Origin of the sequence: Leptothrix discophora (assembly GCF_030705305.1) — a bacterium.
Lineage (GTDB): Bacteria > Pseudomonadota > Gammaproteobacteria > Burkholderiales > Burkholderiaceae_C > Sphaerotilus > Sphaerotilus discophorus.
Map to the genome: position 1 here is coordinate 268,223 of NZ_JAUZEE010000001.1, position 24,968 is coordinate 293,190.

The following is a 24,968-nucleotide window of genomic DNA, read 5'->3' on the forward strand; positions in this document are numbered from 1 at the left end:
CCGGATCCAGGCGGATCAGCGCGGCGCGAGCCGGATCGCGCCGTCCAGCCGGATCACCTCGCCGTTGAGCATCTCGTTGGTGACGATCTGGTGCACCAGCTTGGCGTAGTCCTGCGGCGTGCCCAGGCGACTCGGGAAGGGCACCCCGGCGGCCAGCGCGTCCTGCACCTCCTGAGGCATGCCGAACAGCATCGGCGTGCCGAAGATGCCTGGGGCGATGGTCATGCAGCGGATGCCGTTGCGGGCCAGGTCGCGGGCGATCGGCAGCGTCATGCCGACCACGCCGCCCTTGCTGGCGGCATAGGCCGCCTGACCGATCTGGCCGTCATAGGCGGCGACGCTGGCGGTGTTGACCAGCACGCCGCGCTCGCCGGTCGGCTCGGGTTCGTTGCGGCACATCGCCTCGGCGGCCAGGCGGATCATGTTGAAGCTGCCGATCAGGTTGACGGTGATCGTCTTGCTGAACAGCGCCAGCGCGTGGGCGCCGTCCTTGCCGACCGTCTTGGCAGCCGGCGCGATGCCGGCGCAGTTCACCAGCCCCATCAGCTTGCCCATCGAGACCGCTTGCGCGACCACGGCGCGGCCGTCGTCCTCGCTGGCGACGTCACAGCGCAGGTAGGCCCCGCCGATCTCCGCGGCGACGGCGCGCCCGCGCTCTTCCTGCAGGTCGGCGACGACGACCCGGCCGCCGTGGCTGGCCAGCATGCGGGCGGTGCCTTCGCCCAGGCCGGAAGCGGCGCCGGTGACGATGAAGACCTTGTCCTGGATGTCCATGTGTGCTCCTCGATGGGTGGATGTGTGCGTGGCTCGGGGCGGATTCTGGCAACAGCTGACGTTGACGTAAACGTCAATCCGCCGGCATCAAAAAACCGCCCGGAGGCGGCTTCGTGGCGATCGCGAACCGGCTGCGGGGCGATCAGCCCAGCGCGGCCATCGCGCGGGCGGTGATCTCGTCGACCGTGCCCATGCCGCTGATCTTGCGGTACTGCGGCGCGCCGGCCGCATCGGCGGCGGCCCAGTTCGAGTAGTAGTCGACCAGCGGACGGGTCTGGCTCTGGTAGACCTCGAGGCGCTTGCGCACGGTCTCTTCCTTGTCGTCGTCGCGCTGGATCAGGTCCTCGCCGGTGGCGTCATCCTGGCCGGCGACCTTGGGCGGGTTGTAGACGACGTGGTAGGTGCGACCCGAGGCCGGGTGCACGCGGCGACCACTCATGCGCTCGATGATGGCGCTGTCGGGCACGTCGATCTCGAGCACATAGTCCAGCTTGACGCCGGCGGCCTTCATGGCCTCGGCCTGCGGGATCGTGCGGGGGAAACCGTCGAACAGGAAACCGTTGGCGCAATCGGCTTGCAGGATGCGTTCCTTGACCAGGCCAATGATGATGTCGTCGCTGACCAGACCGCCCGCGTCCATCACCTTCTTGGCCGCCAGGCCCATCTCGGTGCCGGCCTTGACGGCCGCGCGCAACATGTCGCCGGTGGAGATCTGAGGAATGCCGTACTTCTGGCAGATGAACGCGGCCTGGGTGCCTTTTCCAGCGCCAGGGGCGCCCAACAGGATCAGTCTCATGGATCTCCTCGGATGTCGATGCGGTGTCGAATGAAATCAGTGCCACAAAATCAGGCATTCTGATTTCGAGAATAGCACGCGCCCCCTGTGACGAAACTGACGCTTGGGTGCCGTCAGATGCAGGGAATTGCCCTCAAAAGGGCCCGAATGATTCAGTTCGGGAATGTCGAGATTCAGGCCCCGAACAGGCGGCGCACACGCTCCAGGTCCTCGGGCGTGTCGATGCCGGGGCCAGGGCGCTCCGGGCTGACGTGTACCGCGATGCGCTCGCCGTGCCACAGCACGCGCAGCTGTTCGAGCGACTCGACCTGTTCCAGCGGGCTCACCGGCAGGCTCGGGAAGCGGCGCAGGAAACCCGCGCTGTACCCATAGATGCCGATGTGGCGCAGCGGAGCCGGCTGTGGCAGCGCCAGGGTGCCGGCGGCGCAGCCATCGCGCCACCAGGGCAGCGGCGCGCGCGAGAAATACAGGGCCCGGCCGGCTGCGTCGGTCACGACCTTCACGACGTTGGGATTGCCGTACTCCGCGACCTCGTCGATGGCGTGCGCAGCGGTGCTCATGACGCAATCGCTGCGCGCGGCCAGCAAGGCCGCGCAGGCGTCGATCAGGCCGGTGTCGATCAGCGGCTCGTCGCCTTGCACGTTGACGACGATGTCGCGACCGTCCAGGCCCAGCTGCTCGCAGGCCTCGGCCAGCCGGTCGCTGCCGGTCGGGTGGTCGGCGCGGGTCATCAGCACGCGCACGCCGTGGGTCTCGCAGGCCTGCCGGACCTCGTCGCTGTCGGTGGCAACGACGACCTGGGTGGCGCGGCTGTGAAGGCAGCGCTGGGCGACCCGCACCACCATCGGCAGGCCGGCGATGTCGGCCAGCGGCTTGCGCGGCAGACGTGTCGAGGCCAGGCGCGCAGGCACCAGCACGGTGTAGTCCGGGATCGAGGCGGTGCTCATCGGCTCAGGCAGCAGATGGATCATGGCCGGTCGCGGCCGTGGTCGCGCTTGCCGGAACATCCAGGTTGCGCGCTTCCGTCTCCAGCATCACGGCGATGCCGTCGCGGATCGGGAAGGCCAGACGGTCGGCGCCGCAGACCAGCTCGTGGGTCGCGTGGTCGTGGCTCAGGGGGCCCTTGCACAGAGGGCAGACCAGCAGGTCCATCAGTCGGGTGTCCATGGGGGCGGATGCTAGCGTGAGGTGGGTTGGGCGGCCGCCCGCCGAAGGTCGGCGAGCACGGCATCGGTGAACTCGGTCGGCAGCTCGAAGCGCAGCGGCGCGACCCAGACCTGCAGGCCCGGACGCTCGCGGCGCAGGCGCTCCGGCGTCAGCTTGACGGCGTCCTTCTCGGTCACGATGACATCGCGGGCGTCGGCCGGCCACGGCAGCGTCGCATGGTCGTCGTGGTCGGGCAGGGCGACCGGCTCGATGCGCAGGCCCAGTGCGCGCAGGCCGGCGAAGAAGCGCTCCGGCTGGCCGATGCCGGCGCTGGCGTGCAGCACCTGGCTACCGTGCGACTGGGCCTGCCGCAGCGCGTCGACCGCGTCGGCGCGGGCCGCTTGTCCGGACCACCAGCCGTCCAGTGCGACCAGGCCGGCGAGACTGCGTCGGGCGCAGGCTCCGGCCAGCGGCGTGCTCGGTCGCGTGGCGTTGTAGAGCACGTGCTGCGGCACGTCCGAGGCCGTCGTGATGGGCTCGCGCAGTGGACCGGCCGGCAGCAGCCAGCCATTGCCGGCGCCACGTTCGTCGAACACGACCACCTCCAGCGTGCGGCGCAGGCGCAGGTGCTGCAGGCCGTCGTCGCAGACCAGCAGGTCGACCTCCGGGTGGGCGGCGCACAGTGCCCGTGCGACGGCCAGCCGGTCATGGCCGACCCAGACCGGCACGCCGGCGCGGCGCTGCATCAGCAGGGGTTCGTCGCCGACCTCCCGGGCGGTCGACGTGGCGAGGACCGCCCGTGGATCGCGGCGCTCGGCGCCATGGCCGCGTGACACGATGCCCGGCCGGTGACCGGCCTGTCGCAGCGCGTCGACCAGGGCGAGCGTCGTCGGTGTCTTGCCGGCCCCGCCGACCAGCCGGTTGCCGACCACGATGACCGGCACCGGCGCCGTCGCGCTCGACAGCAGGCCGGCGCGGTAGAGCGCGCGGCGCCATGTCACCAGGCCCAGGTGCAGCAGCCCGAGTGGCCGCAGCGCCCATTGCAGCGGACCGCCTGCCTGCCAGCTGCGCTCGATGCGGGCGGTCAGGCCGGTCGTGCCGGACCTGGCGTCGCTCAAGGCTTGCCGCGGCCGTTCTGGGCCGCGAAGGTCAGCTGTGTCAGCCCGACCCGCCGGGCGGCGTCCATCACCAGGATGACGCTCTGGTGCGCAGCGGCCGCGTCGGCCGAGACGATCAGCGGGCGCTTGACGTCGCCTTGCGCGGCTTGCGTCATCGCGGCGATCAGGCCCTCGAGGTTGCCGGCCTCGACCGGCTGGCGGTTGACGCTGTAACGGCCCTCGGCCGAGACCGCGACGATGATCTCGCGCGGCGGCGGCTCCAGCCGGTTCGCGTCGGCCACCGGCAATGTCACCTTCAGCTCGGTGTACTTCGCGTAGGTGGTCGACAGCATCAGGAAGATCAGCACCACCAGCAGCACGTCGATGAAGGGGATCAGGTTGATCTCCGGCTCCTCGGGGCGACGGGGGCGGAAGTTCATGCCGCATGCCTCAGCAGGTTGGGCAGCAGGCGTTCGGCGGCCACTTCCAGCTGCAGCACGAACTCGTCGACCCGGCCGCGGAAGTAGCGGTAGAACATCAGCGAGGGGATCGCGATGATCAGGCCGAAGGCGGTGTTGTAGAGCGCCACCGAAATGCCGTGCGCGAGCTGCTCGGGGTTGGCGCCGCTGGCCGGCGACTGCGCGCCGAAGATCTCGATCATGCCGACGACGGTGCCCAGCAGACCCAGCAGCGGCGCGGCCGAGGCGATGGTGCCCAGCGCGTTGAGGTAGCGCTCCAGCCGGTGCACGGCAGCGCGGCCGGCCGACTCGAAGCTCTGGCGCAGCTGGGCCTCGTCACGGACATGGTCCTGAGAGGCCGCGCGGATGCCGGCGGCCAGCACCGAACCCAGCACCGAGTTGTCGGCCAGCTTGCGGATCACCTCGTCGCCCGGCAGGGACTGGCGGGTGATGGACAGCACCTCGTCCAGCAGGGTGGCCGGCGCAACCCTGGAAGGACGCAGGCTGGACAGCCGCTCGATGACGAGCGCCAGTGCAGCGATGGAACACAGGATCAGCGGCCAGATCGGCCAGCCCGCGGCTTGTATCATCGAAATCAAGGGGTTCCCCGGTGTGGATCGGCGTCATGCGCCACCTCCGGGCGGCGTCAAAACGGTCGCGATTATGGCGGCAGCCGCCGGCCCGGAAACCCGCCCAGGGCTCATCCGGACAGGCCGCCCGAACCCGCTTTCCCCCACGCGCAAACGGTTCCGCCAGGTCGCCGATACCCACGGGTCACGACGATCGGATCACCGTCCTTGCGGCCTGTGGATGACCTTCAAACGGCAGGGCGTTCATCCCCAATTTCTGTGGATAACTTTGTGGGCAAGCTGGCTGCTGAAGCGCTAAAACGCTGTCGCGACGCGGGCTTGGCTGGATTGCCTCTCGATGAGGCATAAGAAAATCGTTATGAATCAAGGACTTGCACGGATGTTAAAGGGCTGTGACAAGGTTTTGCGTGGCGCGACGTGGTGCGTCCGCGCTGTGGATGACCCGCTTCGGGTGCACCGCGACGGGGCCCGTTGAAGCGATGTCCAGTCGACCTTTTCCCCCCGAATCCGGGGGCCGGACCCTGGTGTGGGATGTGGCTGCCCTGGTTCAGGCCGTCGGCGACACCTTGCAGGCGCGGTTTGGCGCCGTCGCGGTGCGTGGCGAACTCGCCGGATTCAGCCGTGCGGCCAGCGGCCACTGCTACTTCAACCTCAAGTCGACCGACGGCCAGGCTGGCCTGCGCTGCGCGATGTTTCGCCGTGCCGCGTCGATGCTGGACTTCGCCCCGCGCGACGGCCTGCAGGTCGAGTTGCGCGGCAAGCTGGCGGTCTACGAGGCGCGCGGCGAGCTGCAGCTGATCGTCGAGGCCATGCGTCCGGCCGGTGCCGGCGCGCTGATGGAGCAGTTCCTGCGTCTGAAGGCCAAGCTCGAAGCCGAAGGGCTGTTCGACGCCGGGCGCAAGCGCGAGATCGCGGCCTACCCGCAGGCGCTGGGCGTCGTGACCTCGCTGGGCGCTGCCGCGCTGCGCGACGTCGTGACGGCGCTGCGACGCCGCTCGCCGCAGGTCGCGCTGAGCATCTACCCGGCCAGCGTGCAGGGCGCCGACGCGCCGGCCCAGCTGGTGCAGGCGATCCAGGTGGCCGGTCTGCGCGCCGAGGTCGACACCCTGTTGGTGGTGCGCGGTGGCGGCTCGCTGGAAGACCTGTGGGCCTTCAACGACGAGCAGGTGGTGCGGGCCATCGCCGCCTCGCCGATCCCGGTCATCAGCGGCGTCGGCCACGAGAGCGACTTCACGCTCGCCGACTTCGTCGCCGACCTGCGCGCGCCCACACCCACGGCCGCCGCCGAGCTGGCGGCGCCGCTGCGCGACGACGCGCTCGCCGAGCTGGCCGGCCTGGCTCGCTGGATGAGCCAGCGCATCGGCCACCGGCTGGACCGCGACGCCCAGCGGCTCGATCACCTCGCGCTGCGGCTGGCCCGTCCGGCCGACTTCGTGCACCGCCACCGTCAGCGACTGGCCTTGCTGGCGCAGCGCCATGAGCGGTCGCTGCAACGCGCGGCGACGCTGCACGGGCACCGGCTCGAACGGCTGCAACACCGCCTGCGCGAGGCCGGCCAGCTGGCCCTGCGCCGTCGACAGGAGCGCCTGGCGCTGCTGGCGGCCCGCCATGCCGCGCTGGACCCGACGCGCGTGCTGCAGCGCGGCTATGCATGGCTGAGCGACGACGCGGGCCGGGCCCTCACCAGCGTCGGCCAGCTCGCGACCGGCCAGCGCATCGACGCCGTGCTCGCCGACGGCCGCATCCAGGCCCTGGTCGACCGCATCGACCGGACCGACTGCATCGATCTGACCGATACGCAGCCCTGAGTTCCGCACCGTGCCGGGCCCTGGCACGACAGGGCTGGAAGGCCTTGCCTACAATGATTTTTGTTGCGGTGCGGCGGCCCTTGCTGGGCCCGCGACCTGCACCGGCGACCCGGTTTCCCCCACACCTCCAGAGGACTCGACCATGCAACACACGCTGCCCGCCCTGCCGTTCGCGATCGACGCGCTCGCGCCCCACCTGTCGAAGGAAACCTTCGAATACCACCACGGCAAGCACCATCAGGCCTACGTCACCAACCTGAACAACCTGATCCCGGGCACCGAGTTCGAGAACCTGTCGCTCGAGGAGATCGTGCGCAAGTCCAGCGGCGGCATCTACAACAACTCGGCCCAGATCTGGAACCACACCTTCTTCTGGAACTGCCTCAAGCCCAACGGCGGCGGCGAGCCGAGCGGCGCGCTGGCGGCGGCGATCAACGCCAAGTGGGGCAGCTACGCGGCCTTCAAGGAAGCCTTCACCAAGAGCGCGGTGGGCAACTTCGGTTCGGGCTGGACCTGGCTGGTCAAGAAGGCCGACGGCAGCGTCGACATCGTCAACATGGGCGCCGCCGGCACCCCGCTGACGACCGGTGACACGGCCCTGCTGACCATTGACGTGTGGGAACACGCCTACTACATCGACTACCGCAACGCGCGCCCGAAGTTCGTCGAGAGCTTCCTGAACAACCTCGTCAACTGGTCCTTCGCCGAAGCCAACTTCGCCTGATCGACCGTGCCGATCGGGTGCGCAGCACCCTGTCAGGTTCAGCCTCGAAGCCGGCCTCGTGCCGGCTTCGTCGTTTCCGCCAGGCCGACGATGTCGACGCTCAGGGCGCGGCGGCAAGCGCCTCGACCGCCGCCAAGCCCGATCGCACCGCGCCTTCCAGCGTGGCGGGGTAGGGGCCGTCGACATGGTCCCCGGCGGCGACGAGGGCGTTGGCGATGCGGGTCGGCGGGCGTTCGAGGCCAGGAAGACACAGGAAGGTGGCGCGTTTGTCGGCCACGACCCGGATCAGGCGGATCCGCCCGGGCGCGATGCCGCGCAGCGTCGCGCGGGCCTGGGCCAGCACGGCCTCGCCGGTTTCTTCCAGGCCGCGGGCGACCCAGGGCGCGGCGCCGCTGACGACATAGGCAAAGCGGCCGGGCGATGCGCCAAGCGCACCGTGGTCGAAGGCGAACTGCGCCGGCGCGGCGTCGCCGGACGGGCTTTCCGGCAAGGCGACCATCGGTGCGGCCAGCCGGGCGCCGTCGGCCTGGACGTAGGCGGTGACGATCGGTTCGTAGGAGAACGCAGCCGCGCGCTGCGACCAGTCCGGCGCGATCGTCGCGGTCAGCCGTGCGGCCTCGCGGGCGCTGCAGGCCAGCACGATGGCGTCGAAGGGCTCGCCGTCGAGCGCCCAGCCGGGCCGGCCGTCGGCGCGTGGGCTCAACTGATGAGCCCGTCGGCCCAGGTGGACGATCGCGCCTTGCCGGCGCAGCCAGGCGATCGCCGGTTCGGGCAGCAGGTCGGCCAGTGGCCGGCGAGGCACCAGCAGGTCACTGGCGCCTGGGCCGGCAAACAGCGCGTCGTGCAGCACGCGCAGGAAGACCGTCGCGCTGGCGGACGCGGCCGGCGTGTTCAGCGCGGCCACGCACAGCGGGTCGACGAACTCGCGCCGCACGCGTTCGGGCAGGCCTTGCGTCAGTCGCGCGACGGTCCAGCCCGGATCGCATCGGAAGCCCTTGAGCAGCCAGGCCAGCGCCGCGTTCGACAACGCCAGGCGCTCGCGCCAGCGCCAGTGGTGCATGGCCCAGACCGCCCGGGTGAAGGCCCACAGGACCGGGCCGCGGCCGAGCCGCAGGCCGCGCCCGTCGGCATCGACCAGCGTCAGCGGCAGGCGCAGCAGCACCGCGTCCGGGTCGATGCCGACCCGGCGCATCAGCGCGAGCGTGGCGACATAGGCACCGATCAGGATGTGCTGGCCGTTGTCCAGTGGCGCCTGGCCCGGCTCGGCCGGCAGGCTGCGGGCCCGGCCGCCCGGCTGAGGGGCCAGCTCGATCAGCGTGACGGCGTGGCCGCGCCCGGTCGCCTCGACGGCGGCGGCCAGGCCGGCCCAGCCCGCGCCGACGACGGCGATGCGGCCCGGCGCAGGCGCGACCTCAGCGGCCTCAGCGGCCACGCCAGTTGGTCCGCATCGCGATCCAGAGCTTGCGCACCGGCGTCAGCGAGATGCGCTGGTGCAACACCTGGTAGCCGCCGGCCTCGATCTCGGTGAGCAGCGTGCGGTAGATGTTGGCCATCATCAGGCCGGCCTTCTGGCTGCGCCGGTCGACCTCGGGCAGCAGCGCCAGGGCCTCGTCGTAGCAGCGTTGCGCGCGCTCGGCCTGGAAGCGCATCAGCGCGGTGAAGCGGTCGCTGTAGACCCGGTTGAGCACCTCGTGGGCCTTGACGTCGAACTGCTGGAGTTCGGACACCGGCAGGTAGATGCGGCCGCGCCGGGCATCGTCGCCGACGTCGCGGATGATGTTGGTGAGCTGGAAGGCCCGCCCGAGCTGGTGGGCATAGGCGATGGTCTCCGGACGGGTCCGGCCGAAGATGCCCGAGGCGACCTCGCCGACCACGCCAGCCACCAGGTGGCAGTAGCGCTGCAGGCCGGCGTAGTCCAGGTAGCGCGACTGCTGCAGGTCCATCTCGCAGCCCTCGATCACGGCCAGCAGGTGCTCGGCGCGGATGTCGTGCGCAGCCACGTGCGGCATCAGCGCCTTCATCGCCGGGTGGTGCGGCTGGCCGGCGAAGGACTGCGCGACCTCCTGGCGCCACCAGGCCAGCTTCTGGGCCGCGACGCCCAGGTCGTGGACCTCGTCGACGACGTCGTCGACCTCACGGCAGAAGGCGTAGAAGGCGGTGATGGCCGCACGGCGCGGCGGCGGCAGGAAGAGGAAGGCGTAGTAGAAGCTCGAGCCGCTCGCGGCGGCCTTCTCCTGCACGTACTGTTCGGGCGTCATGGGGCGGGATTGTCGTCGTGGCGGTGCGGGTTTCCGGCTGGCCGGGTGCGGTCGGCGCTCACATGCGGGCAGCGCGCCACAGCAGGCCCGGCCCATGCCAGGGCCGCAGGCGCGGCCGGGTCCACAGCACGCGTGGCCCGAGGGCCTCGACCTGGTCCAGCACGCACAGGCCACCCTGGACCACCAGCCGCAGCTCCCAGCCGACCCGGCCGGGCAGGTGGTGCACCAGCGGCGCGCCGTCGCGCATCAGGGCGCGGGTCCAGCGGGTCAGTTCCGACAGCAGGGCGGCAAAGCGCGCCTGCGTCCCGGCGTCGCGCCAGCGTGCTGGGTCGGCGTCCGGGTCGAAGCCGTGGGCGCGGCATTCGTCCAGCGGCAGGTAGCGCCGGCCACGCGGCAGGTCGGTGCGCAGGTCCTGCCAGAAGTTGATCAGTTGCAGCGCACTGCAGACCGCGTCGGACTGGCGCAGCGCGGCCTCGTCCTGCACGCCGTGCAGGTGCAGCAGCAGCCGGCCGATCGGGTTGGCGGAGTTCGCGCAATAGGCCAGCAACGAGGCGCGGTTGGCGTGGCGCGGCTCGCGCACGTCGTGCTCGAAGGCATCGAGCAGGGCTTCCAGCAAGGGCTGCGGCAGCGCATGGCGGCGGATCTGCACGGCCAGCGCGGTCCAGAGGCCGGCCCAGCGACTGCCGTCAGGTGCTCGGCCGCTGGTGTAGGTGGCGCGCAGTTCGGCGCGGAAGGCGGCCAGGTCGGCCAGGCGCTGTGCGGCGGGCGCGTCGCCCTCGTCGGCCAGGTCATCGGCGGTGCGGGCGACGTGGTAGATCGCCACGATCGGCGGACGCAGCGCCGGCGGGCAGAGCACCGAGGCGACGGGGAAGTTCTCGTAGTGCTCGACGCGGGTCGGCACGGGGGTGGGCTGGCTCATGGCGGCGCGGATTATCCCGATGCGGCCTCGCTGCCCCGTCGCGTCTTGCGGCCGGCTGTTGCGCCATCCGCGACTCGGTTCCCGACACGGTCGTGTGGTTTGACACAAACCGAAGCGGACTCGTACATTACTGACCGGTCAGTCAGTAACGAGTTCGAGGTTCCGATGCGCGCACGTCCCGTCCAGTCTTCTCCCCGATTCCTGCCCCTGCTGGCGGCCCTAGGCGGCGCGCTCTGGCTGGCCGCCTGTTCAAAGCCGGAGCCGGCGCCGGAGCCCTTGCGGGCGGTGCGCACGATGGTGGTCGGGCGGGACGCGGCGGCGGGCGAGGCGCTCTACGCCGCCGAGGTGCGGGCGCGCACCGAGTCGCGGCTGGGCTTCCGGGTCGCCGGCAAGCTGACCAGCCGGCCGGTCGAGCTGGGGCAGGCGGTCCGCAAGGGCCAGCTGCTGGCCGAGCTGGACGTGGCCGACCTGGGCCTCGGTGCCGAGGCCGCGCAGGCGGCGCTGCGTGCCGCCCAGGTCAATGCCGAGCAGGCCGCGTCGGACTTCAAGCGCTTCGAGGACCTGCATGCGCAGGGCTTCATCAGCGCGGCCGACCTGGAGCGGCGCCAGAACGCGCAGCGGGCCGCCCAGGCGACGCTGGAACAGGCCCGCGCGCAGGCCTCGGTGCAGGGCAACCAGGCCCGCTACAGCAAGCTGCTGGCCGATGTGTCCGGCGTGGTGACCGCCGTCGAGGCCGAGCCGGGCGCGGTGCTGGGCGCCGGCACGCCGGTGGTGCGGGTGGCGCAGGACGGGCCGCGCGACATCGTCTTCCAGGTGCCCGAGGACCAGGTCGGCGGCTTGCGCAGCCTGCTCGGCAAGGCCAGCGCGCTGCGCGTCACGCTCTGGGGCGCGCAGGGTCAGCCGCTGGCGGCGACGCTGCGCGAGGTCGCGGCGGCGGCCGATCCGGTCGGCCGGACCTTCCTGGTCAAGGCCAGCCTGGGCCTGGACGCGGGCGAGGTCCGGCTTGGCCAGACCGCCACGGTCAGCCTGGCCCGGCCGGTGCGGCAGGACGTGCGTCGCCTGCCGCTCAGCGCGGTCGCCGAGTCCGGCGGGCGCAGCGTGGTCTGGGTGCTGGACGCGGCGGCGATGTCGGTGCAGCCGGTGCCGGTCGTCACCGGTGCGCCGGACGGCAACCAGGTCGTCGTGACCGAGGGCCTGCAGCCTGGCCAGGAGATCGTCACCGCTGGCCTGCATGTGCTGACACCGGGCCAGAAGGTGGTGCGCTACGTCGACCCGAAACGGCCCGGTGCACCGACCGCCGGCGGGGTGATGCCCGTGTCCCAGGCCAGCTCCGCCGCCCGCTGAGCCCGACCCACCGATCCGGAGCGACGACCCCATGCACACGCCCCATCCCGGCCACCGAGCCGACCTCGCCCCGCCGACCGCCGATGCCGGCGAGGGCCGCGGCGGCTTCAACATCTCGCGCTGGGCGCTGGAACACCCGGCGCTGACGCGCTACCTGCTGATCGTGCTGACGGTGCTGGGCTTCAATGCCTACTTCCTGCTCGGCCAGGACGAGGACCCGCCGTTCACCTTCCGCGCCATGGTCGTGCAGGCCTTCTGGCCCGGCGCGACCGCCCAGCAGATGGCCGAGCAGGTCACCGACAAGATCGAGAAGTCGCTGCAGGAAGCGCCTTACCCCGACATCATCCGCAGCTACACCAAGCCGGGCGAGTCGCTGACGATCGTGCAGATCAAGGACAACTCCGCGCCGTCGGAGGTGCCGCAGGTCTGGTACCAGGTCCGCAAGCGCATCGGCGACATGCGCGCCTCGCTGCCGGCGGGCGTGATCGGGCCGGTCTTCAACGACGACTTCGGCGATGTCTACGGCACGATCTTCGCGCTGTCGGCCGATGGCTTCTCGCCGGAGGAAATGCGCGAGTTCGCCGACCGCGTCCGCGAGGACCTGCTGCGGGTGCCGTCGGTGGCCAAGGTCGAGCTGTTCGGCGTTCAGCCGGAGAAGCTCTACGTCGAGCTGTCGGGGCGCCGGCTGGCCCAGCTCGGCCTGGACCTGAACCAGGTCATCGCCCAGATCGGCGCGCAGAACGCGGTCGAGGGCGCCGGCGTGCTCGATGCCGGCAGCCAGAACGTGCAGCTGCGCGTGGGCGGCCAGTTCAACTCGGTCGAGGAGCTGTCGCGGCTGGCGATCCGGGCGGTCAACCCGGCCACCGGCGTGGCCAGCACGCTCAAGCTCGGCGACGTCGCGGCCATCCGCCGCGCCACCAGCGACCCGCCGGCGGTGAAGGTGCGCCACCAGGGCCGTGAGGTCATCGCGGTTGGCGTGTCGATGGGCAAGGGCGGCGACATCATCGCGCTGGGCAAGGCGCTCCAGGCCAAGGCGGCCGAGATCCGGCAGGCCCTGCCGGCCGGCATCGAGCTGTCGCAGATCCAGAACCAGCCGGACGCGGTGCAGCGTTCGGTCGGCGAGTTCGTGAAGGTGCTGATCGAGGCGGTCGTGGTGGTGCTGGCGGTGAGCTTCATCAGCCTGGGCCTGCACACGCGGCCGCTGCGCATCGACATCTGGCCGGGCATGGTCGTGGGCATCACGATTCCGGTGGTGCTGGCCATCACCTTCGTCACCATGTACTACTGGGGCGTGGGGCTGCACAAGATCTCGCTGGGCTCGCTGATCATCGCCTTGGGCCTGCTGGTCGACGACGCGATCATTGCGGTCGAGATGATGGTGCGCAAGCTGGAGGAGGGCTACGACCGCGTCTATGCCGCGACCTACGCCTACGACGCGACCGCCAAGCCGATGCTCACGGGCACGCTGATCACGGCCGCCGGCTTCCTGCCGATCGGGCTGGCCCAGTCGACGGTGGGCGAATACACCTTCGCGATCTTCGCGGTCACCTCGGCGGCGCTGCTGATCTCGTGGGTGGTGTCGGTCTACTTCGTGCCCTACCTGGGCGCGCGGCTGCTCAAGGTCAAGCCGCATGCGAACCCGGACCAGCCGCACGAGCTGTTCGACACGCCGTTCTACGCGCGCTTCCGTGCCACGGTGAACTGGTGCGTGCAGCACCGCTGGATCACGATCGGCCTGACGATCGCGGTCTTCGTCGCCGGCCTGGCCGGCATGGGACGGGTGCAGCAGCAGTTCTTCCCCGATTCGAGCCGGCCGGAGATCCTGGTCGACCTGTGGCTGCCCGAGGGCTCGACCCTCCAGGAGAGCGACGCGCTGGCGCGCCGCTTCGAGGCCCGCATGGTGCAGGAGGCCGGCGTCACCAGCGTGTCGACCTGGATCGGCAGCGGCGTGCCGCGCTTCTACCTGCCACTGGACCAGGTCTTTCCGCAGACCAACGTGAGCCAGGCCATCGTGCTGCCCAAGGACCTGGCCGAACGCGAGGCCCTGCGCCAGCGCCTGCCGGCCATCCTGGCCACCGAGTTCCCCGAGGCGCGCGGGCGCGTCAAGCTGCTGCCCAACGGGCCGCCGGTGCCTTATCCGGTGCAGTTCCGGGTCACCGGTCCGGACATCGCCCAGCTCCGCCACTGGGCCGACCAGGCCAAGGCCGTGCTGCGCGCCGATCCGGACATGCGCGGCGTGAACGACAACTGGAACGAGTCGATCAAGACCGTGCGGCTGGAGATCGACCAGGACAAGGCCCGCGCGCTGGGCGTTTCCAGCCAGTCGATCGCCCAGGCCACCCGCATGCTGCTGAGCGGCATGACGGTGGGCCAGTACCGCGAAGGCGACAAGCTGATCGACGTGGTGATGCGCCAGCCGCAGGCCGAGCGCGACGCGCTGTCCGACCTCGACGCCGCGTATGTCCCGACCGCCAGCGGGCGGGCCGTGCCGCTGACCCAGGTCGCGCGGCTGCAGCCGGCCTGGGAACCGGGCGTGATCTGGCGCGAAGGCCGCCAGTACGCCATCACCGTGCAGGGCGACGTCAGCGAGGGCGTGCAGGGGCCCACCGTGTCGGGCCGGCTCTGGCCGGAGCTGATGAAGCTCAAGGCGCAGATGCCCAACGGCTATGGCATCCAGCTGGCCGGCGCGGCCGAGGAGAGCAGCAAGGGCCAGGGCTCGATCGCCACCGGCGTGCCGATCATGCTGTTCATCATCTTCACGCTGCTGATGCTGCAGTTGCAGAGCTTCTCCCGGTCGCTGCTGGTCTTCCTGACCGGCCCGATGGGCATTGCCGGCGTGGCCGGTGCGTTGCTGCTGCTGGGTCGGCCGTTCGGCTTCGTCGCGCTGCTGGGCGTGATCGCGCTGATGGGCATGATCATGCGCAACTCGGTCATCCTGATCGACCAGATCGAGTCCGACCGGGCCCGCGGCGTGCCGGCCTGGGACGCGGTGGTCGAGTCGGCGGTGCGGCGCTTCCGCCCGATCGTGCTGACCGCGGCGGCCGCCGTGCTGGCGATGATCCCGCTGTCGCGCAGCGTGTTCTGGGGTCCGATGGCGGTGGCCATCATGGGCGGCCTGATCGTCGCGACGGCGTTGACGCTGCTGGCCCTGCCGGCGATGTACGCGGCATGGTTCCGCGTCCGGCGCGAGCCGGGCCAAGGCGGCGCATCCGCCGCCGGCTAGAATCGCGGGTTCACGGTTCGCCGTGGGGCGCACCTCGCGGCGCCCGGATCGCCCCGCCCGCGACAGCGCCCCGTGCGCCGGTCGAAGCCCCGGTGGCACCGGGATCGGCAGCGGGCCGGGCGTTCCCCGGCAACCTCAGGACACGCGCGGGTGGCGAAATGGGTAGACGCACCAGGTTTAGGTCCTGACGCCTTCACGGGCGTGCCGGTTCGAGTCCGGCTCCGCGCACCAGTTTTCCGACGAACAAGCAACCGAAAGAGCAGCAAGACATGGCCGTTACCGTGGAGACCCTCGACAAGCTCGAGCGCCGCATCACCCTGACCCTGTCCGCCGAGGACCTCGGCAAGGAAGTCGATGCCCGCCTCAAGAAGCTGGCCCGCACCGTCAAGGCCGACGGCTTCCGTCCCGGCAAGGTGCCGATGAACGTCGTGGCCCAGCGCTACGGCTACTCGGTCCAGTACGAAGTGATGAACGACAAGGTCGGCCAGGCATTCGCCGCCGCCGCCAGCGAAGCGCAGCTGCGCGTTGCCGGCACGCCGCGCATCACCGAGAAGGATGGCGCCGCCGATGGCCAGGTGTCCTTCGACGCGACCTTCGAGGTCTATCCGGAGGTCGTCCTGAGCGACCTGTCGGCCCTCGAGATCGAGCGTGTCTCGACCGAGGTCACCGACGTCGCGATCGACCGCACCCTGGAGATCCTGCGCAAGCAGCGCCGTACCTTCGCCCAGCGCGCCCTCGGTGAAGCCGCCGCCGACGACGACCGCGTGACCATCGACTTCGCCGGCAAGATCGACGGCGAGCCCTTCGAGGGCGGCAAGGCCGAAGGCTTCCAGTTCATCCTCGGCGAAGGCCGCATGCTCGAAGCCTTCGAGAAGGCCGTGCGCGGCATGAAGGCCGGCGAGTCCAAGACCTTCCCGCTCGCCTTCCCCGAGGACTACCACGGCAAGGACGTGGCCGGCAAGGAAGCCGACTTCCTGGTCACGCTGACCCAGATCGAGGCGCAGAAGCTGCCCGAGGTCGATGCCGCCTTCGCCGAATCGCTGGGCATCGCCGACGCCACCATCGACGGCCTGCGTGCCGACATCAAGAAGAACCTCGAGCGCGAGGTGAAGTTCCGCGTCGCCGCCCGCAACAAGCAGGCCGTGATGGCCGCGCTGGAGAAGGCCGGCACGTTCGAGCTGCCCAAGGCGCTGGTCGACAACGAACTGGCTCGCCTGGTCGAAGGCGCCCGCAACGACCTGAAGCAGCGTGGCATCAAGGACGCCGACAAGGCCCCGATCCCGACCGAGATGTTCCAGCCGCAGGCCGAGCGCCGCGTCCGCCTGGGCCTGACGATCGCCGAGGTCGTGCGCGCCAACAACCTGTCGGCGACGATGGAGCAGATCAAGGCCCACGTCGACGAGATGGCCCAGAGCTATGAGCGTCCCGAGGAAGTCGTGCGCTGGTACTTCGGTGACCAGCAGCGCCTGGGCGAGGTCGAGGCCGTCGTGATCGAGGCCAACGTGACCGAGTTCGTGCTCGGCAAGGCCAAGGTCAGCGACATCACCCTGCCGTTCGACGAGCTGATGGGCGCGGCCGGCTGACACGCCGTCGCACCGGACCGGAGGCGCCCGCCGGGGCAGTCGCCGGTCCTCCGGCAAGCACAAGGGGCGCTGACAGCGCCCCTTGTCACATCCGGGCCGCTTGGGTAGCCCGAAGGGCCACCGCCGGCAATCGCATAATGCCCCTCCACCCGGGATCAGGGACCCCGGGCGACAGGTCCGCGCCGTTCACGCGGGCGTGCCGCGCCTCCCCATCTATCAAACCGGCGGCAACGGCCGCCTCAGGGTCAGCAACATGAGCGCACTCGATACGAACAATCTGGGCCTGGTCCCCATCGTCGTTGAACAGTCGGGCCGCGGCGAGCGGTCGTACGACATCTATTCGCGCCTGTTGCGCGAGCGCGTGATCTTCCTGGTCGGCCCGGTCAATGACCAGACCGCCAACCTGGTCGTCGCCCAGCTCCTGTTCCTGGAGAGCGAGAACCCGGACAAGGACATCTCGCTGTACATCAACTCGCCCGGCGGCAGCGTCAGCGCCGGCATGTCGATCTACGACACGATGCAGTTCATCAAGCCGCAGGTCTCGACGCTTTGCATGGGCCTGGCCGCGAGCATGGGCGCCTTCCTGCTGACGGCGGGCGCCAAGGGCAAGCGCTTCGCGCTGCCGAACTCCAAGATCATGATCCACCAGCCGCTGGGCGGCGCCCAGGGCCAGGCCACGGACATCGAGATCCACGCCCGCGAGATCCTCAAGACCCGCGAGCAGCTCAACAAGATCCTGGCCGAGCGCAGCGGTCAATCGCTGGAAAAGATCCAGAACGACACCGAGCGTGACTACTTCATGTCGGCCGACGAGGCGCAGACTTACGGCCTGATCGACCAGGTCATCAGCAAGCGCGCCTGAGTGCGGGGCGCCGGTGCCGGGCGGGTCCCGGCGCCGGGCCGTCCAGGCCGTCACGGCCTTGTCTTATCATCAATTCGCACTTCTTTAGGCAGTCCTCCATGCCCGACAAAAAAGGCTCCTCCGGCGACAAGATCCTGTACTGCTCCTTCTGCGGAAAGAGCCAGCACGAGGTCAAGAAGCTGATCGCCGGTCCGTCGGTCTTCATCTGCGACGAGTGCATCGAGCTCTGCAACGAGATCATCCGCGACGAGGTGCCGCCGACCGAGGCCGGTGCCAAGGCCGCGCGCGGCGACCTGCCGGTCCCCAGCGAGATCAAGGACTTGCTCGACCAGTACGTGATCGGTCAGGACTCGGCCAAGCGCTCCTTGTCGGTGGCGGTCTACAACCACTACAAGCGCCTGAAGCACATGGGCGAGAAGCCCAAGGATGACGTCGAGCTCGCCAAGAGCAACATCCTGCTGATCGGCCCGACCGGCTCGGGCAAGACGCTGCTGGCGCAGACGCTGGCACGCATGCTCAATGTCCCCTTCGTGATCGCTGACGCGACCACGTTGACCGAGGCCGGCTACGTCGGCGAGGACGTCGAGAACATCATCCAGAAGCTGCTGCAGAACTGCAACTACGAGGTCGAGCGGGCCCAGCGCGGCATCGTCTACATCGACGAGATCGACAAGATCTCGCGCAAGGCCGACAACCCGTCCATCACCCGCGACGTGTCGGGCGAGGGCGTGCAGCAGGCCTTGCTCAAGCTGGTCGAAGGCACGATGGCCAGCGTGCCGCCACAAGGCGGTCGCAAGCACCCGAACCAGGACTTTCTGCAGATCGACACGACCAACATCCTGTTCATCTGCGGCGGCGCCTTCGACGGCCTGGAGAAGGTCATCGCCAACCGCTCCGAGAAGTCCGGCATTGGCTTCGCCGCGTCGGTGCGCAGCAAGTCCGAGCGCAGCGTGTCGGAGATCTTCCGCGAGATCGAGCCAGAGGACCTGGTCAAGTTCGGCATCATCCCCGAGCTGGTCGGCCGTCTGCCGGTCATCGCGACGCTGGGCGAGCTGACCGAGGACGCGCTGGTGCAGATCCTCACCGAGCCCAAGAACGCGCTGCTCAAGCAGTACCAGCGGCTGTTCCTGATGGACGGCGTCGAGCTGGAAATCCGCCCGTCGGCGCTGGCTGCGATCGCCACCAAGGCGCTCAAGCGCAAGACCGGCGCCCGCGGCCTTCGTTCGATCCTCGAACAGGCCCTGCTCGACACGATGTTCGAGCTGCCCGCGCTGGACGGCGTCGCAAAGGTTGTCGTGGACGAAGGCACGATCCAGGACAACGCCAAGCCACTGCTGGTCTATCGCGAACAGAAGGCCAGCGCCTGAACGGAACGACCAGCCCCTGGGGCTGTGAACGGCGTGAGACGGGCGGCTTCCCCGCCGCCTGGCCCCGCCCTTGCAAACGATGTCTGCGTGCCCACATGGAAATGCAGAAAGAGAGGTTCTGATGTCAGGTCACCCCATCCTCCCCGCCGACCCCATCAAGCTGCCGCTGCTCCCGCTGCGTGACGTGGTCGTCTTCCCGCACATGGTCATCCCGCTGTTCGTCGGGCGGCCCAAGTCCATCAAGGCCCTCGAAGCCGCGATGGAAGCGGGTCGCCAGATCATGCTGGTGGCGCAGAAGGCCGCCGGCAAGGACGAGCCCAAGCCCGAGGACATGTTCGAGACCGGCTGCGTCTCCAACATCCTGCAGATGCTCAAGCTGCCCGACGGCACCGTGAAGGTGCTGGTCGAAGGCCTGCAGCGCGCCAACACCACCGCGATCGACGATGCCGGCGAGTTCTTCACCGCCGACCTCGTGCCGGTGCCGCCGCCCGACCAGGGCACGCCCGAGATCGAGGCCCTGCGCCGCGCGGTCACTCAGCAGTTCGATCAGTACGTCAAGCTCAACAAGAAGATCCCGCCGGAGATCCTGACGTCCATCGCGGGCATCGACGATGCCGGCCGGCTGGCCGACACCATCGCCGCGCACCTGCCGCTCAAGCTCGAGAGCAAGCAGGCCATCCTCGACCTGGTCGAGGTGTCCAAGCGTCTCGAGAAGCTGCTGGAGCTGCTGGAGCACGAGGTCGACATCCTGCAGGTCGAGAAGCGGATCCGTGGTCGCGTCAAGCGCCAGATGGAGAAGAGCCAGCGCGAGTACTACCTCAACGAGCAGGTCAAGGCGATCCAGAAGGAACTGGGCGAAGGCGAAGAAGGGGCCGATCTCGACGAGCTCGAGAAGAAGGTCATCTCCGCTCGCATGCCCAAGGAAGCACGCAAGAAGGCCGATGCCGAGCTGAAGAAGCTCAAGCTGATGTCGCCGATGTCGGCCGAGGCGACGGTCGTGCGCAACTACATCGACACGCTGGTCAACCTGCCCTGGGCCAAGAAGAGCAAGGTCAAGCACGACCTGCCGCTGGCCGAGGAGGTGCTCAACGAGGATCACTTCGGCCTCGAGAAGGTCAAGGAACGCATCCTCGAGTACCTCGCGGTGCAGCAGCGTGTCGACAAGGTCAAGGCGCCGATCCTGTGCCTGGTCGGCCCTCCGGGCGTCGGCAAGACCTCGCTCGGCCAGAGCGTGGCCCGCGCCACGGGCCGCAAGTTCGTCCGCATGGCGCTGGGCGGCGTGCGCGACGAGGCCGAAATCCGCGGCCACCGCCGCACCTACATTGGCTCGATGCCAGGCAAGGTGCTGCAGAGCCTGGGCAAGGTCGGGGTGCGCAACCCGCTGTTCCTGCTCGACGAGATCGACAAGCTCGGCATGGACTTCCGTGGCGACCCGTCGTCGGCGCTGCTGGAGGTGCTGGACCCGGAGCAGAACCACACCTTCGCGGACCACTACGTCGAGGTCGACTTCGACCTGTCGGACGTGATGTTCGTGGCGACGTCGAACTCGCTGAACATCCCGCCGGCGCTGCTGGACCGGATGGAGGTGATCCGCCTCTCGGGCTACACCGAGGACGAGAAGGTCTCGATCGCCCAGCGCTACCTGCTGCCCAAGCAACGCAAGAACAACGGCGTCGCCGACAGCGAGCTGGACGTCAGCGAGGACGCAGTGCGGGCCATCATCCGCTACTACACGCGTGAAGCCGGCGTGCGTTCGCTGGAGCGCGAGATCTCCAAGATCTGCCGCAAGGTCGTGAAGGGTCTGTCGCTGAAGAAGTACGAAGGCACCGTGCAGGTGACCGGCGAGAACATTGGCGACTTCCTGGGCGTGCGCCGATACAGCTTCGGCCAGGCCGAGAAGCAGGACCAGGTCGGCCAGGTCAATGGCCTGGCGTGGACCGAGGTGGGCGGCGACCTGCTGACCATCGAGGCCACGGTCATGCCAGGCAAGGGCGGGATCATCCGCACCGGCTCGCTGGGCGACGTGATGAAGGAATCGGTCGAGGCCGCCCGCACGGTGGTGCGCAGCCGGGCGCATCGCCTGGGCATCAAGGATGAGTTGTTCGAGAAGCGTGACATCCACATCCACGTGCCCGACGGCGCGACGCCCAAGGATGGTCCGAGCGCGGGTGCCGCCATGACGACGGCCTTCGTGTCGGCGCTGACCGGCATCCCGGTGCGGGCCGACGTCGCGATGACTGGCGAGATCACGCTGCGTGGCGAAGTCACCGAGATCGGCGGCCTGAAGGAAAAGCTGCTCGCGGCCCACCGTGGCGGCATCAAGACGGTACTGATCCCGGAAGAGAACGCCAAGGACCTCGCGGAGATTCCGGACAACGTCAAGAGCCAGCTCGAGATCGTGCCGGTCAAATGGATCGACAAGGTCCTCGAGATCGCCCTGACGCGAGCACCGGTGGCGCTCCCCGATGAGGAGGTCAAGGTCGAGGAAGCCAAGCCTGCGGCGGACAGCGCCACGCCGGTCGTCGCCGACGCGACCAAGCACTGAGGCAAAAAAGTCGGCGAAGGGGCTTGCAGCCTTCGCCGATTTCCTCCTATACTTTCAGTCTCGATGCAAAGCAGCAAACGCCCACAGCGTCAATGCAAAAAGCAAAGAGCAATGCGGGAATAGCTCAGTTGGTAGAGCGCAACCTTGCCAAGGTTGAGGTCGCGAGTTCGAGTCTCGTTTCCCGCTCCAGTTTCCGGCCGGATTTGGCATCAGGGAGGCTCACAAGGCTTACTTTTTGTTGAGGAACGGCACAGTCGAGCCCGCGGCGCGGTAGCAAAGCGGTTATGCAGCGGATTGCAAATCCGTCCAGGGTGGTTCGACTCCACTCCGCGCCTCCAGAATGCTGGTGGTGGGGGCTCGGCAAAGCAGTTTTGTCAGTTCATGCGGGAATAGCTCAGTTGGTAGAGCGCAACCTTGCCATGGTTGAGGTCGCGAGTTCGAGTCTCGTTTCCCGCTCCACATGCAGACCCTCAAAGCCGTCCCTGTGACGGCTTTGTGCGTTGTGGGGCAGATATTCACGTTGCAGTCTTGCGCCCGCCCGGGTGGTGAAATCGGTAGACACAGCGGACTTAAAATCCGCGGCCTTTCGCAGGGCGTACGGGTTCGAGTCCCGTCCTGGGCACCAAACTCCAGCCTCTGAGCGCGCTTCGCCGGATTGGCGCTCCGCCCCTTGTTTCTCGCCGCTCGGCACCGTTGTGAATACAGCGGCGACCGTGTTTCTGGCGAAGCCTTGCTGGACGGTGAATCAGGCCCCGTCGACGCGGTTCCAGGGACCAGGCAAGGGCTGGGCGAGACAAGACGTGCCGAGCCATCGCTGGCTGGCCGCCGTCAGCAGGGCCGGATCGCCGCTGCTCCACAGTTGCAGGCGGGTGTCGACGCCGGTGCCGAGGGCCTGCCCGAGCGGACGCAGGTCCAGCGTGCGACGGGCGATGGCTTCCGACGTGTCGACCAGCGCGACGTCCTCCCCGAACTGGCTGGCGATCAGATCGGCGACCAGCGGGTAGTGCGTGCAGCCGAGCACGACCGTGTCGACGCCGGCCAATCGCAGCGGGGCGCAGCAGCGTTCGACGCAGCCCCGGACCGTCGCGCTGTCCAGCGCGTGGTTCTCGATCGCGGCCGCCAGGCCGACGCCCGGTTGCAGCGTCAGGTCGATGCGGTCGGCGTGGGCTTGCGCCAGGAGCTGGAAGCGCTCGCTGCGCAGCGTGGCCTCGGTGGCCAACACGCCGATGCGGCCGTTGCGCGTGCGCTGGGTCGCCGGCTTGATGCCGGGTTCGACGCCGACGATGGGCAATTCGGGATGGGCCGCGCGCAGCGCCTTCACCGCGGCCGCCGTCGCGGTGTTGCAGGCGACCACCAGCATGTCCACGCCCTGATCGACAAGAAAGTCGGCGACGCGCAGCGAGCGCGCCACGATGAAGTCGACCGGCTTGTCGCCATAGGGCGCGTGTCCGGAATCGGCGACGTAGACAAAGCGCGCATCGTCGCGAAGCCGGCACAGGCTGCGCAGCACCGACAGACCGCCCAGGCCGGAATCGAACACGCCGATGCGTGGCGCGGTGGCAGTCTGCGGGTTCATGCGGGTGTCGGCGCGGTCGTTGTTCATGCGGTGGGCGCGGCAGTCTAGCAACGGGGCCGAGAGGCCTGTTCTTGCTCGCCGCTTGGGTTCCATCCTAAAATAGAACGATCGTTCGATTTTGTTTCACGGGTGCGACAACACGTTGACGTGGCCCCATAGAATGCCGGCCGTGATTCACCACAGGCCATTGGAGAGAGACCGATGAAAGCACTCGTCCCCGTCAAGCGGGTGGTCGACTACAACGTCAAGGTGCGCGTCAAGAGCGACGGCACGGGCGTGGACATCGCCAACGTCAAGATGAGCATGAACCCCTTCGACGAGATCGCGATCGAGGAGGCCGTGCGGCTCAAGGAGAAGGGCGTCGTGACCGAGGTCATCGCCGTGTCCTGCGGTGTCACCCAGTGCCAGGAGACGCTGCGCACCGCCATGGCCATCGGTGCGGACCGCGCGATCCATGTCGAGACCGATGCCGAGCTGCAGCCGCTGGCCGTGGCCAAGCTGCTCAAGGCGCTGGTCGACAAGGAACAGCCCGGCCTCGTGATCCTCGGCAAGCAGGCCATCGACGACGACTGCAACCAGACCGGCCAGATGCTGGCGGCGCTGGCCAACCTGCCGCAAGCCACCTTCGCCTCGAAGGTCGAGATCGCCGACGGCAAGGCCGTCGTGACGCGCGAGATCGACGGCGGCCTGGAGACGCTGAGCCTGTCGCTGCCGGCGGTCATCACGACCGACCTGCGCCTGAACGAGCCGCGCTACGTGACGCTGCCCAACATCATGAAGGCCAAGAAGAAGCCGCTGGACAAGGTGACGCCGGCCGATCTGGGCGTGGACGTCACGCCGCGCCTGAAGACCTTGAAGGTCGCCGAGCCCGCTGGCCGCAAGGCGGGCATCAAGGTCGCTGATGTCGCCGCACTCGTCGACAAGCTCAAGAACGAAGCAAAGGTGATCTGAGATGGCTGTCCTCGTCATTGCCGAACACGACAACAACACCCTCAAGCCCGCGACGCTGAACGTCGTCTGCGCGGCTGCCAAGCTGGGTGAAGTCCACATCCTCGTGGCTGGCCAGAACGCCGCCGGGGTGGCTCAACAGGCGAGCCAGGTCGTCGGCGTCAGCAAGGTCATCCACGCCGATGGCGCGAGCCTGGCGCATGGCCTGGCCGAGTCGCTGGCCTCGCAGGTGGTGGGTCTCGCCGGTGGCTACAGCCACATCCTGTTCCCCGCCACGGCCGGCGGCAAGAACACCGCGCCGCGCGTGGCCGCGCTGCTGGATGTCGCGCAGATCAGCGACATCACGGCGGTGGTCAGCGCCGACACCTTCGAGCGCCCGATCTACGCCGGCAACGCGATCGCGACGGTGCAGAGCGCCGATGCGGTGAAGGTGATCACCGTGCGTGGCACCGCCTTCGACGCGGCTGCATCGACCGGTGGCAGCGCCGCCATCGAGACCGTCGCCGCAGCGGCCGACTCGTCCACCAGCCGCTACGTCGGCAGCGAGATCGCGAAGAACGACCGCCCCGAGCTCACCGCCGCGAAGATCATCGTCAGCGGCGGCCGCGCACTCGGCAGCAGCGACCAGTTCAACGAGGTGCTGACGCCGCTGGCCGACAAGCTCGGCGCCGCGCTGGGTGCCAGCCGTGCCGCCGTCGATGCGGGCTATGCGCCCAACGACTGGCAGGTCGGCCAGACCGGCAAGATCGTCGCGCCGCAGCTCTACATCGCGGCCGGCATCTCGGGCGCGATCCAGCACCTGGCGGGCATGAAGGATTCCAAGGTGATCGTCGCGATCAACAAGGATCCGGAGGCGCCGATCTTCTCGGTGGCCGACTACGGGCTGGAAGCGGACCTGTTCGCGGCGGTGCCGGAACTGGTCAAGTCGCTCTGAACGCGCGGCATTGAAG

General features: G+C 69.1%; 21 protein-coding genes and 5 tRNA genes. 15 read left to right on the forward strand and 11 right to left on the reverse strand.

All coding sequences use genetic code 11. From position 1 onward, the window contains the following. Positions 1-15 precede the first annotated feature (15 nt). From Q8X39_RS01160 to Q8X39_RS01190, 7 genes are all read right to left on the reverse strand, one after another. A complete protein-coding gene (locus Q8X39_RS01160; protein WP_305747795.1) occupies positions 16-774 on the reverse strand; it encodes a 3-hydroxyacyl-CoA dehydrogenase in 759 nt (252 codons plus the stop codon). A 142-nt stretch (positions 775-916) separates the two neighbouring features. Then, a complete protein-coding gene (gene adk, locus Q8X39_RS01165) occupies positions 917-1,570 on the reverse strand; it encodes an adenylate kinase (RefSeq protein ID WP_305747796.1) in 654 nt (217 codons plus the stop codon). Between the two features lie 173 nt (positions 1,571-1,743). Next, on the reverse strand, positions 1,744-2,517 hold the full coding sequence (kdsB, locus tag Q8X39_RS01170; protein WP_305747797.1) for a 3-deoxy-manno-octulosonate cytidylyltransferase: 774 nt from the start codon (positions 2,515-2,517) through the stop codon (positions 1,744-1,746). A gap of 4 nt (positions 2,518-2,521) precedes the next feature. Next, positions 2,522-2,737, reverse strand: a complete 216-nt coding sequence (locus tag Q8X39_RS01175) for a Trm112 family protein (RefSeq protein WP_305747798.1) — start codon at positions 2,735-2,737, stop codon at positions 2,522-2,524. 11 nt (positions 2,738-2,748) lie between these two features. Then, on the reverse strand, positions 2,749-3,834 hold the full coding sequence (lpxK, locus tag Q8X39_RS01180) for a tetraacyldisaccharide 4'-kinase (RefSeq protein WP_305747799.1): 1,086 nt from the start codon (positions 3,832-3,834) through the stop codon (positions 2,749-2,751). Continuing rightward, positions 3,831-4,253 (reverse strand): ExbD/TolR family protein, encoded by a 423-nt coding sequence (locus tag Q8X39_RS01185; protein WP_305747800.1) that lies wholly within the window; start codon positions 4,251-4,253, stop codon positions 3,831-3,833. The genes lpxK and Q8X39_RS01185 overlap by 4 nt, the downstream gene beginning before the upstream one ends. Further along, the gene (locus tag Q8X39_RS01190) at positions 4,250-4,870 is read right to left on the reverse strand and encodes a MotA/TolQ/ExbB proton channel family protein (RefSeq protein WP_305747801.1); all 621 of its coding nucleotides are present in this window, start codon (positions 4,868-4,870) and stop codon (positions 4,250-4,252) included. The genes Q8X39_RS01185 and Q8X39_RS01190 overlap by 4 nt, the downstream gene beginning before the upstream one ends. A gap of 470 nt (positions 4,871-5,340) precedes the next feature. On the opposite strand from Q8X39_RS01190, the gene xseA reads away from it, so the two are divergent. Then, on the forward strand, positions 5,341-6,669 hold the full coding sequence (gene xseA / locus Q8X39_RS01195; protein WP_305747802.1) for an exodeoxyribonuclease VII large subunit: 1,329 nt from the start codon (positions 5,341-5,343) through the stop codon (positions 6,667-6,669). A 142-nt stretch (positions 6,670-6,811) separates the two neighbouring features. Continuing rightward, positions 6,812-7,393: a superoxide dismutase gene (locus tag Q8X39_RS01200; protein WP_305747803.1), complete on the forward strand. Its 582-nt coding sequence runs from the start codon at positions 6,812-6,814 to the stop codon at positions 7,391-7,393. 100 nt (positions 7,394-7,493) lie between these two features. Here Q8X39_RS01200 and hpnE read toward each other — a convergent pair whose 3' ends face one another. The 3 genes from hpnE to hpnC are packed head-to-tail and all read right to left on the reverse strand — an operon-like array spanning position 7,494 to position 10,570. Then, a complete protein-coding gene (gene hpnE / locus Q8X39_RS01205) occupies positions 7,494-8,825 on the reverse strand; it encodes a hydroxysqualene dehydroxylase HpnE (RefSeq protein ID WP_305747804.1) in 1,332 nt (443 codons plus the stop codon). Next, complete coding sequence (hpnD, locus tag Q8X39_RS01210) at positions 8,815-9,651, reverse strand: presqualene diphosphate synthase HpnD (RefSeq protein ID WP_305747805.1); 837 nt, start codon at positions 9,649-9,651, stop codon at positions 8,815-8,817. The genes hpnE and hpnD overlap by 11 nt, the downstream gene beginning before the upstream one ends. A 58-nt stretch (positions 9,652-9,709) precedes the next feature. Continuing rightward, positions 9,710-10,570 carry a squalene synthase HpnC gene (gene hpnC, locus Q8X39_RS01215; protein ID WP_305747806.1) on the reverse strand — a complete coding sequence of 287 codons (861 nt, stop codon included), beginning with the start codon at positions 10,568-10,570 and terminating at the stop codon, positions 9,710-9,712. 165 nt (positions 10,571-10,735) lie between these two features. Between hpnC and Q8X39_RS01220 the strand changes: the two genes are divergently transcribed. From Q8X39_RS01220 to Q8X39_RS01270, 11 genes are all read left to right on the forward strand, one after another. After that, entirely contained in the window at positions 10,736-11,914 is a 1,179-nt protein-coding gene (locus Q8X39_RS01220) for an efflux RND transporter periplasmic adaptor subunit (RefSeq protein ID WP_305747807.1), read from the forward strand. Positions 11,915-11,945: 31 nt separating this feature from the next. Continuing rightward, positions 11,946-15,137: an efflux RND transporter permease subunit gene (locus tag Q8X39_RS01225; protein WP_305747808.1), complete on the forward strand. Its 3,192-nt coding sequence runs from the start codon at positions 11,946-11,948 to the stop codon at positions 15,135-15,137. A 144-nt stretch (positions 15,138-15,281) separates the two neighbouring features. Beyond that, a tRNA-Leu gene (locus Q8X39_RS01230) sits at positions 15,282-15,368 on the forward strand. Between the two features lie 38 nt (positions 15,369-15,406). After that, on the forward strand, positions 15,407-16,720 hold the full coding sequence (gene tig / locus Q8X39_RS01235) for a trigger factor (protein ID WP_305747809.1): 1,314 nt from the start codon (positions 15,407-15,409) through the stop codon (positions 16,718-16,720). 253 nt (positions 16,721-16,973) lie between these two features. Beyond that, entirely contained in the window at positions 16,974-17,582 is a 609-nt protein-coding gene (gene clpP, locus Q8X39_RS01240) for an ATP-dependent Clp endopeptidase proteolytic subunit ClpP (RefSeq protein WP_305747810.1), read from the forward strand. 98 nt (positions 17,583-17,680) lie between these two features. Then, positions 17,681-18,949, forward strand: coding sequence for an ATP-dependent Clp protease ATP-binding subunit ClpX (gene clpX / locus Q8X39_RS01245; RefSeq protein WP_305747811.1), 1,269 nt, complete (start codon positions 17,681-17,683; stop codon positions 18,947-18,949). A gap of 121 nt (positions 18,950-19,070) precedes the next feature. Next, on the forward strand, positions 19,071-21,494 hold the full coding sequence (lon, locus tag Q8X39_RS01250) for an endopeptidase La (RefSeq protein ID WP_305747812.1): 2,424 nt from the start codon (positions 19,071-19,073) through the stop codon (positions 21,492-21,494). A gap of 113 nt (positions 21,495-21,607) precedes the next feature. Further along, positions 21,608-21,683: transfer RNA gene (locus Q8X39_RS01255), tRNA-Gly, on the forward strand. Positions 21,684-21,758: 75 nt separating this feature from the next. Beyond that, positions 21,759-21,832: transfer RNA gene (locus tag Q8X39_RS01260), tRNA-Cys, on the forward strand. 45 nt (positions 21,833-21,877) lie between these two features. Next, positions 21,878-21,953: transfer RNA gene (locus Q8X39_RS01265), tRNA-Gly, on the forward strand. A 77-nt stretch (positions 21,954-22,030) separates the two neighbouring features. Then, positions 22,031-22,119 (forward strand) — tRNA-Leu (locus Q8X39_RS01270). A gap of 120 nt (positions 22,120-22,239) precedes the next feature. Here the strand turns inward: Q8X39_RS01270 and murI are convergent. Then, positions 22,240-23,097, reverse strand: coding sequence for a glutamate racemase (gene murI, locus Q8X39_RS01275; RefSeq protein ID WP_305747813.1), 858 nt, complete (start codon positions 23,095-23,097; stop codon positions 22,240-22,242). A gap of 174 nt (positions 23,098-23,271) precedes the next feature. On the opposite strand from murI, the gene Q8X39_RS01280 reads away from it, so the two are divergent. After that, a complete protein-coding gene (locus Q8X39_RS01280) occupies positions 23,272-24,021 on the forward strand; it encodes an electron transfer flavoprotein subunit beta/FixA family protein (protein ID WP_305747814.1) in 750 nt (249 codons plus the stop codon). Between the two features lies 1 nt (position 24,022). Next, a complete protein-coding gene (locus Q8X39_RS01285) occupies positions 24,023-24,952 on the forward strand; it encodes an electron transfer flavoprotein subunit alpha/FixB family protein (RefSeq protein WP_305747815.1) in 930 nt (309 codons plus the stop codon). The last annotated feature ends 16 nt before the right edge of the window (positions 24,953-24,968 follow it).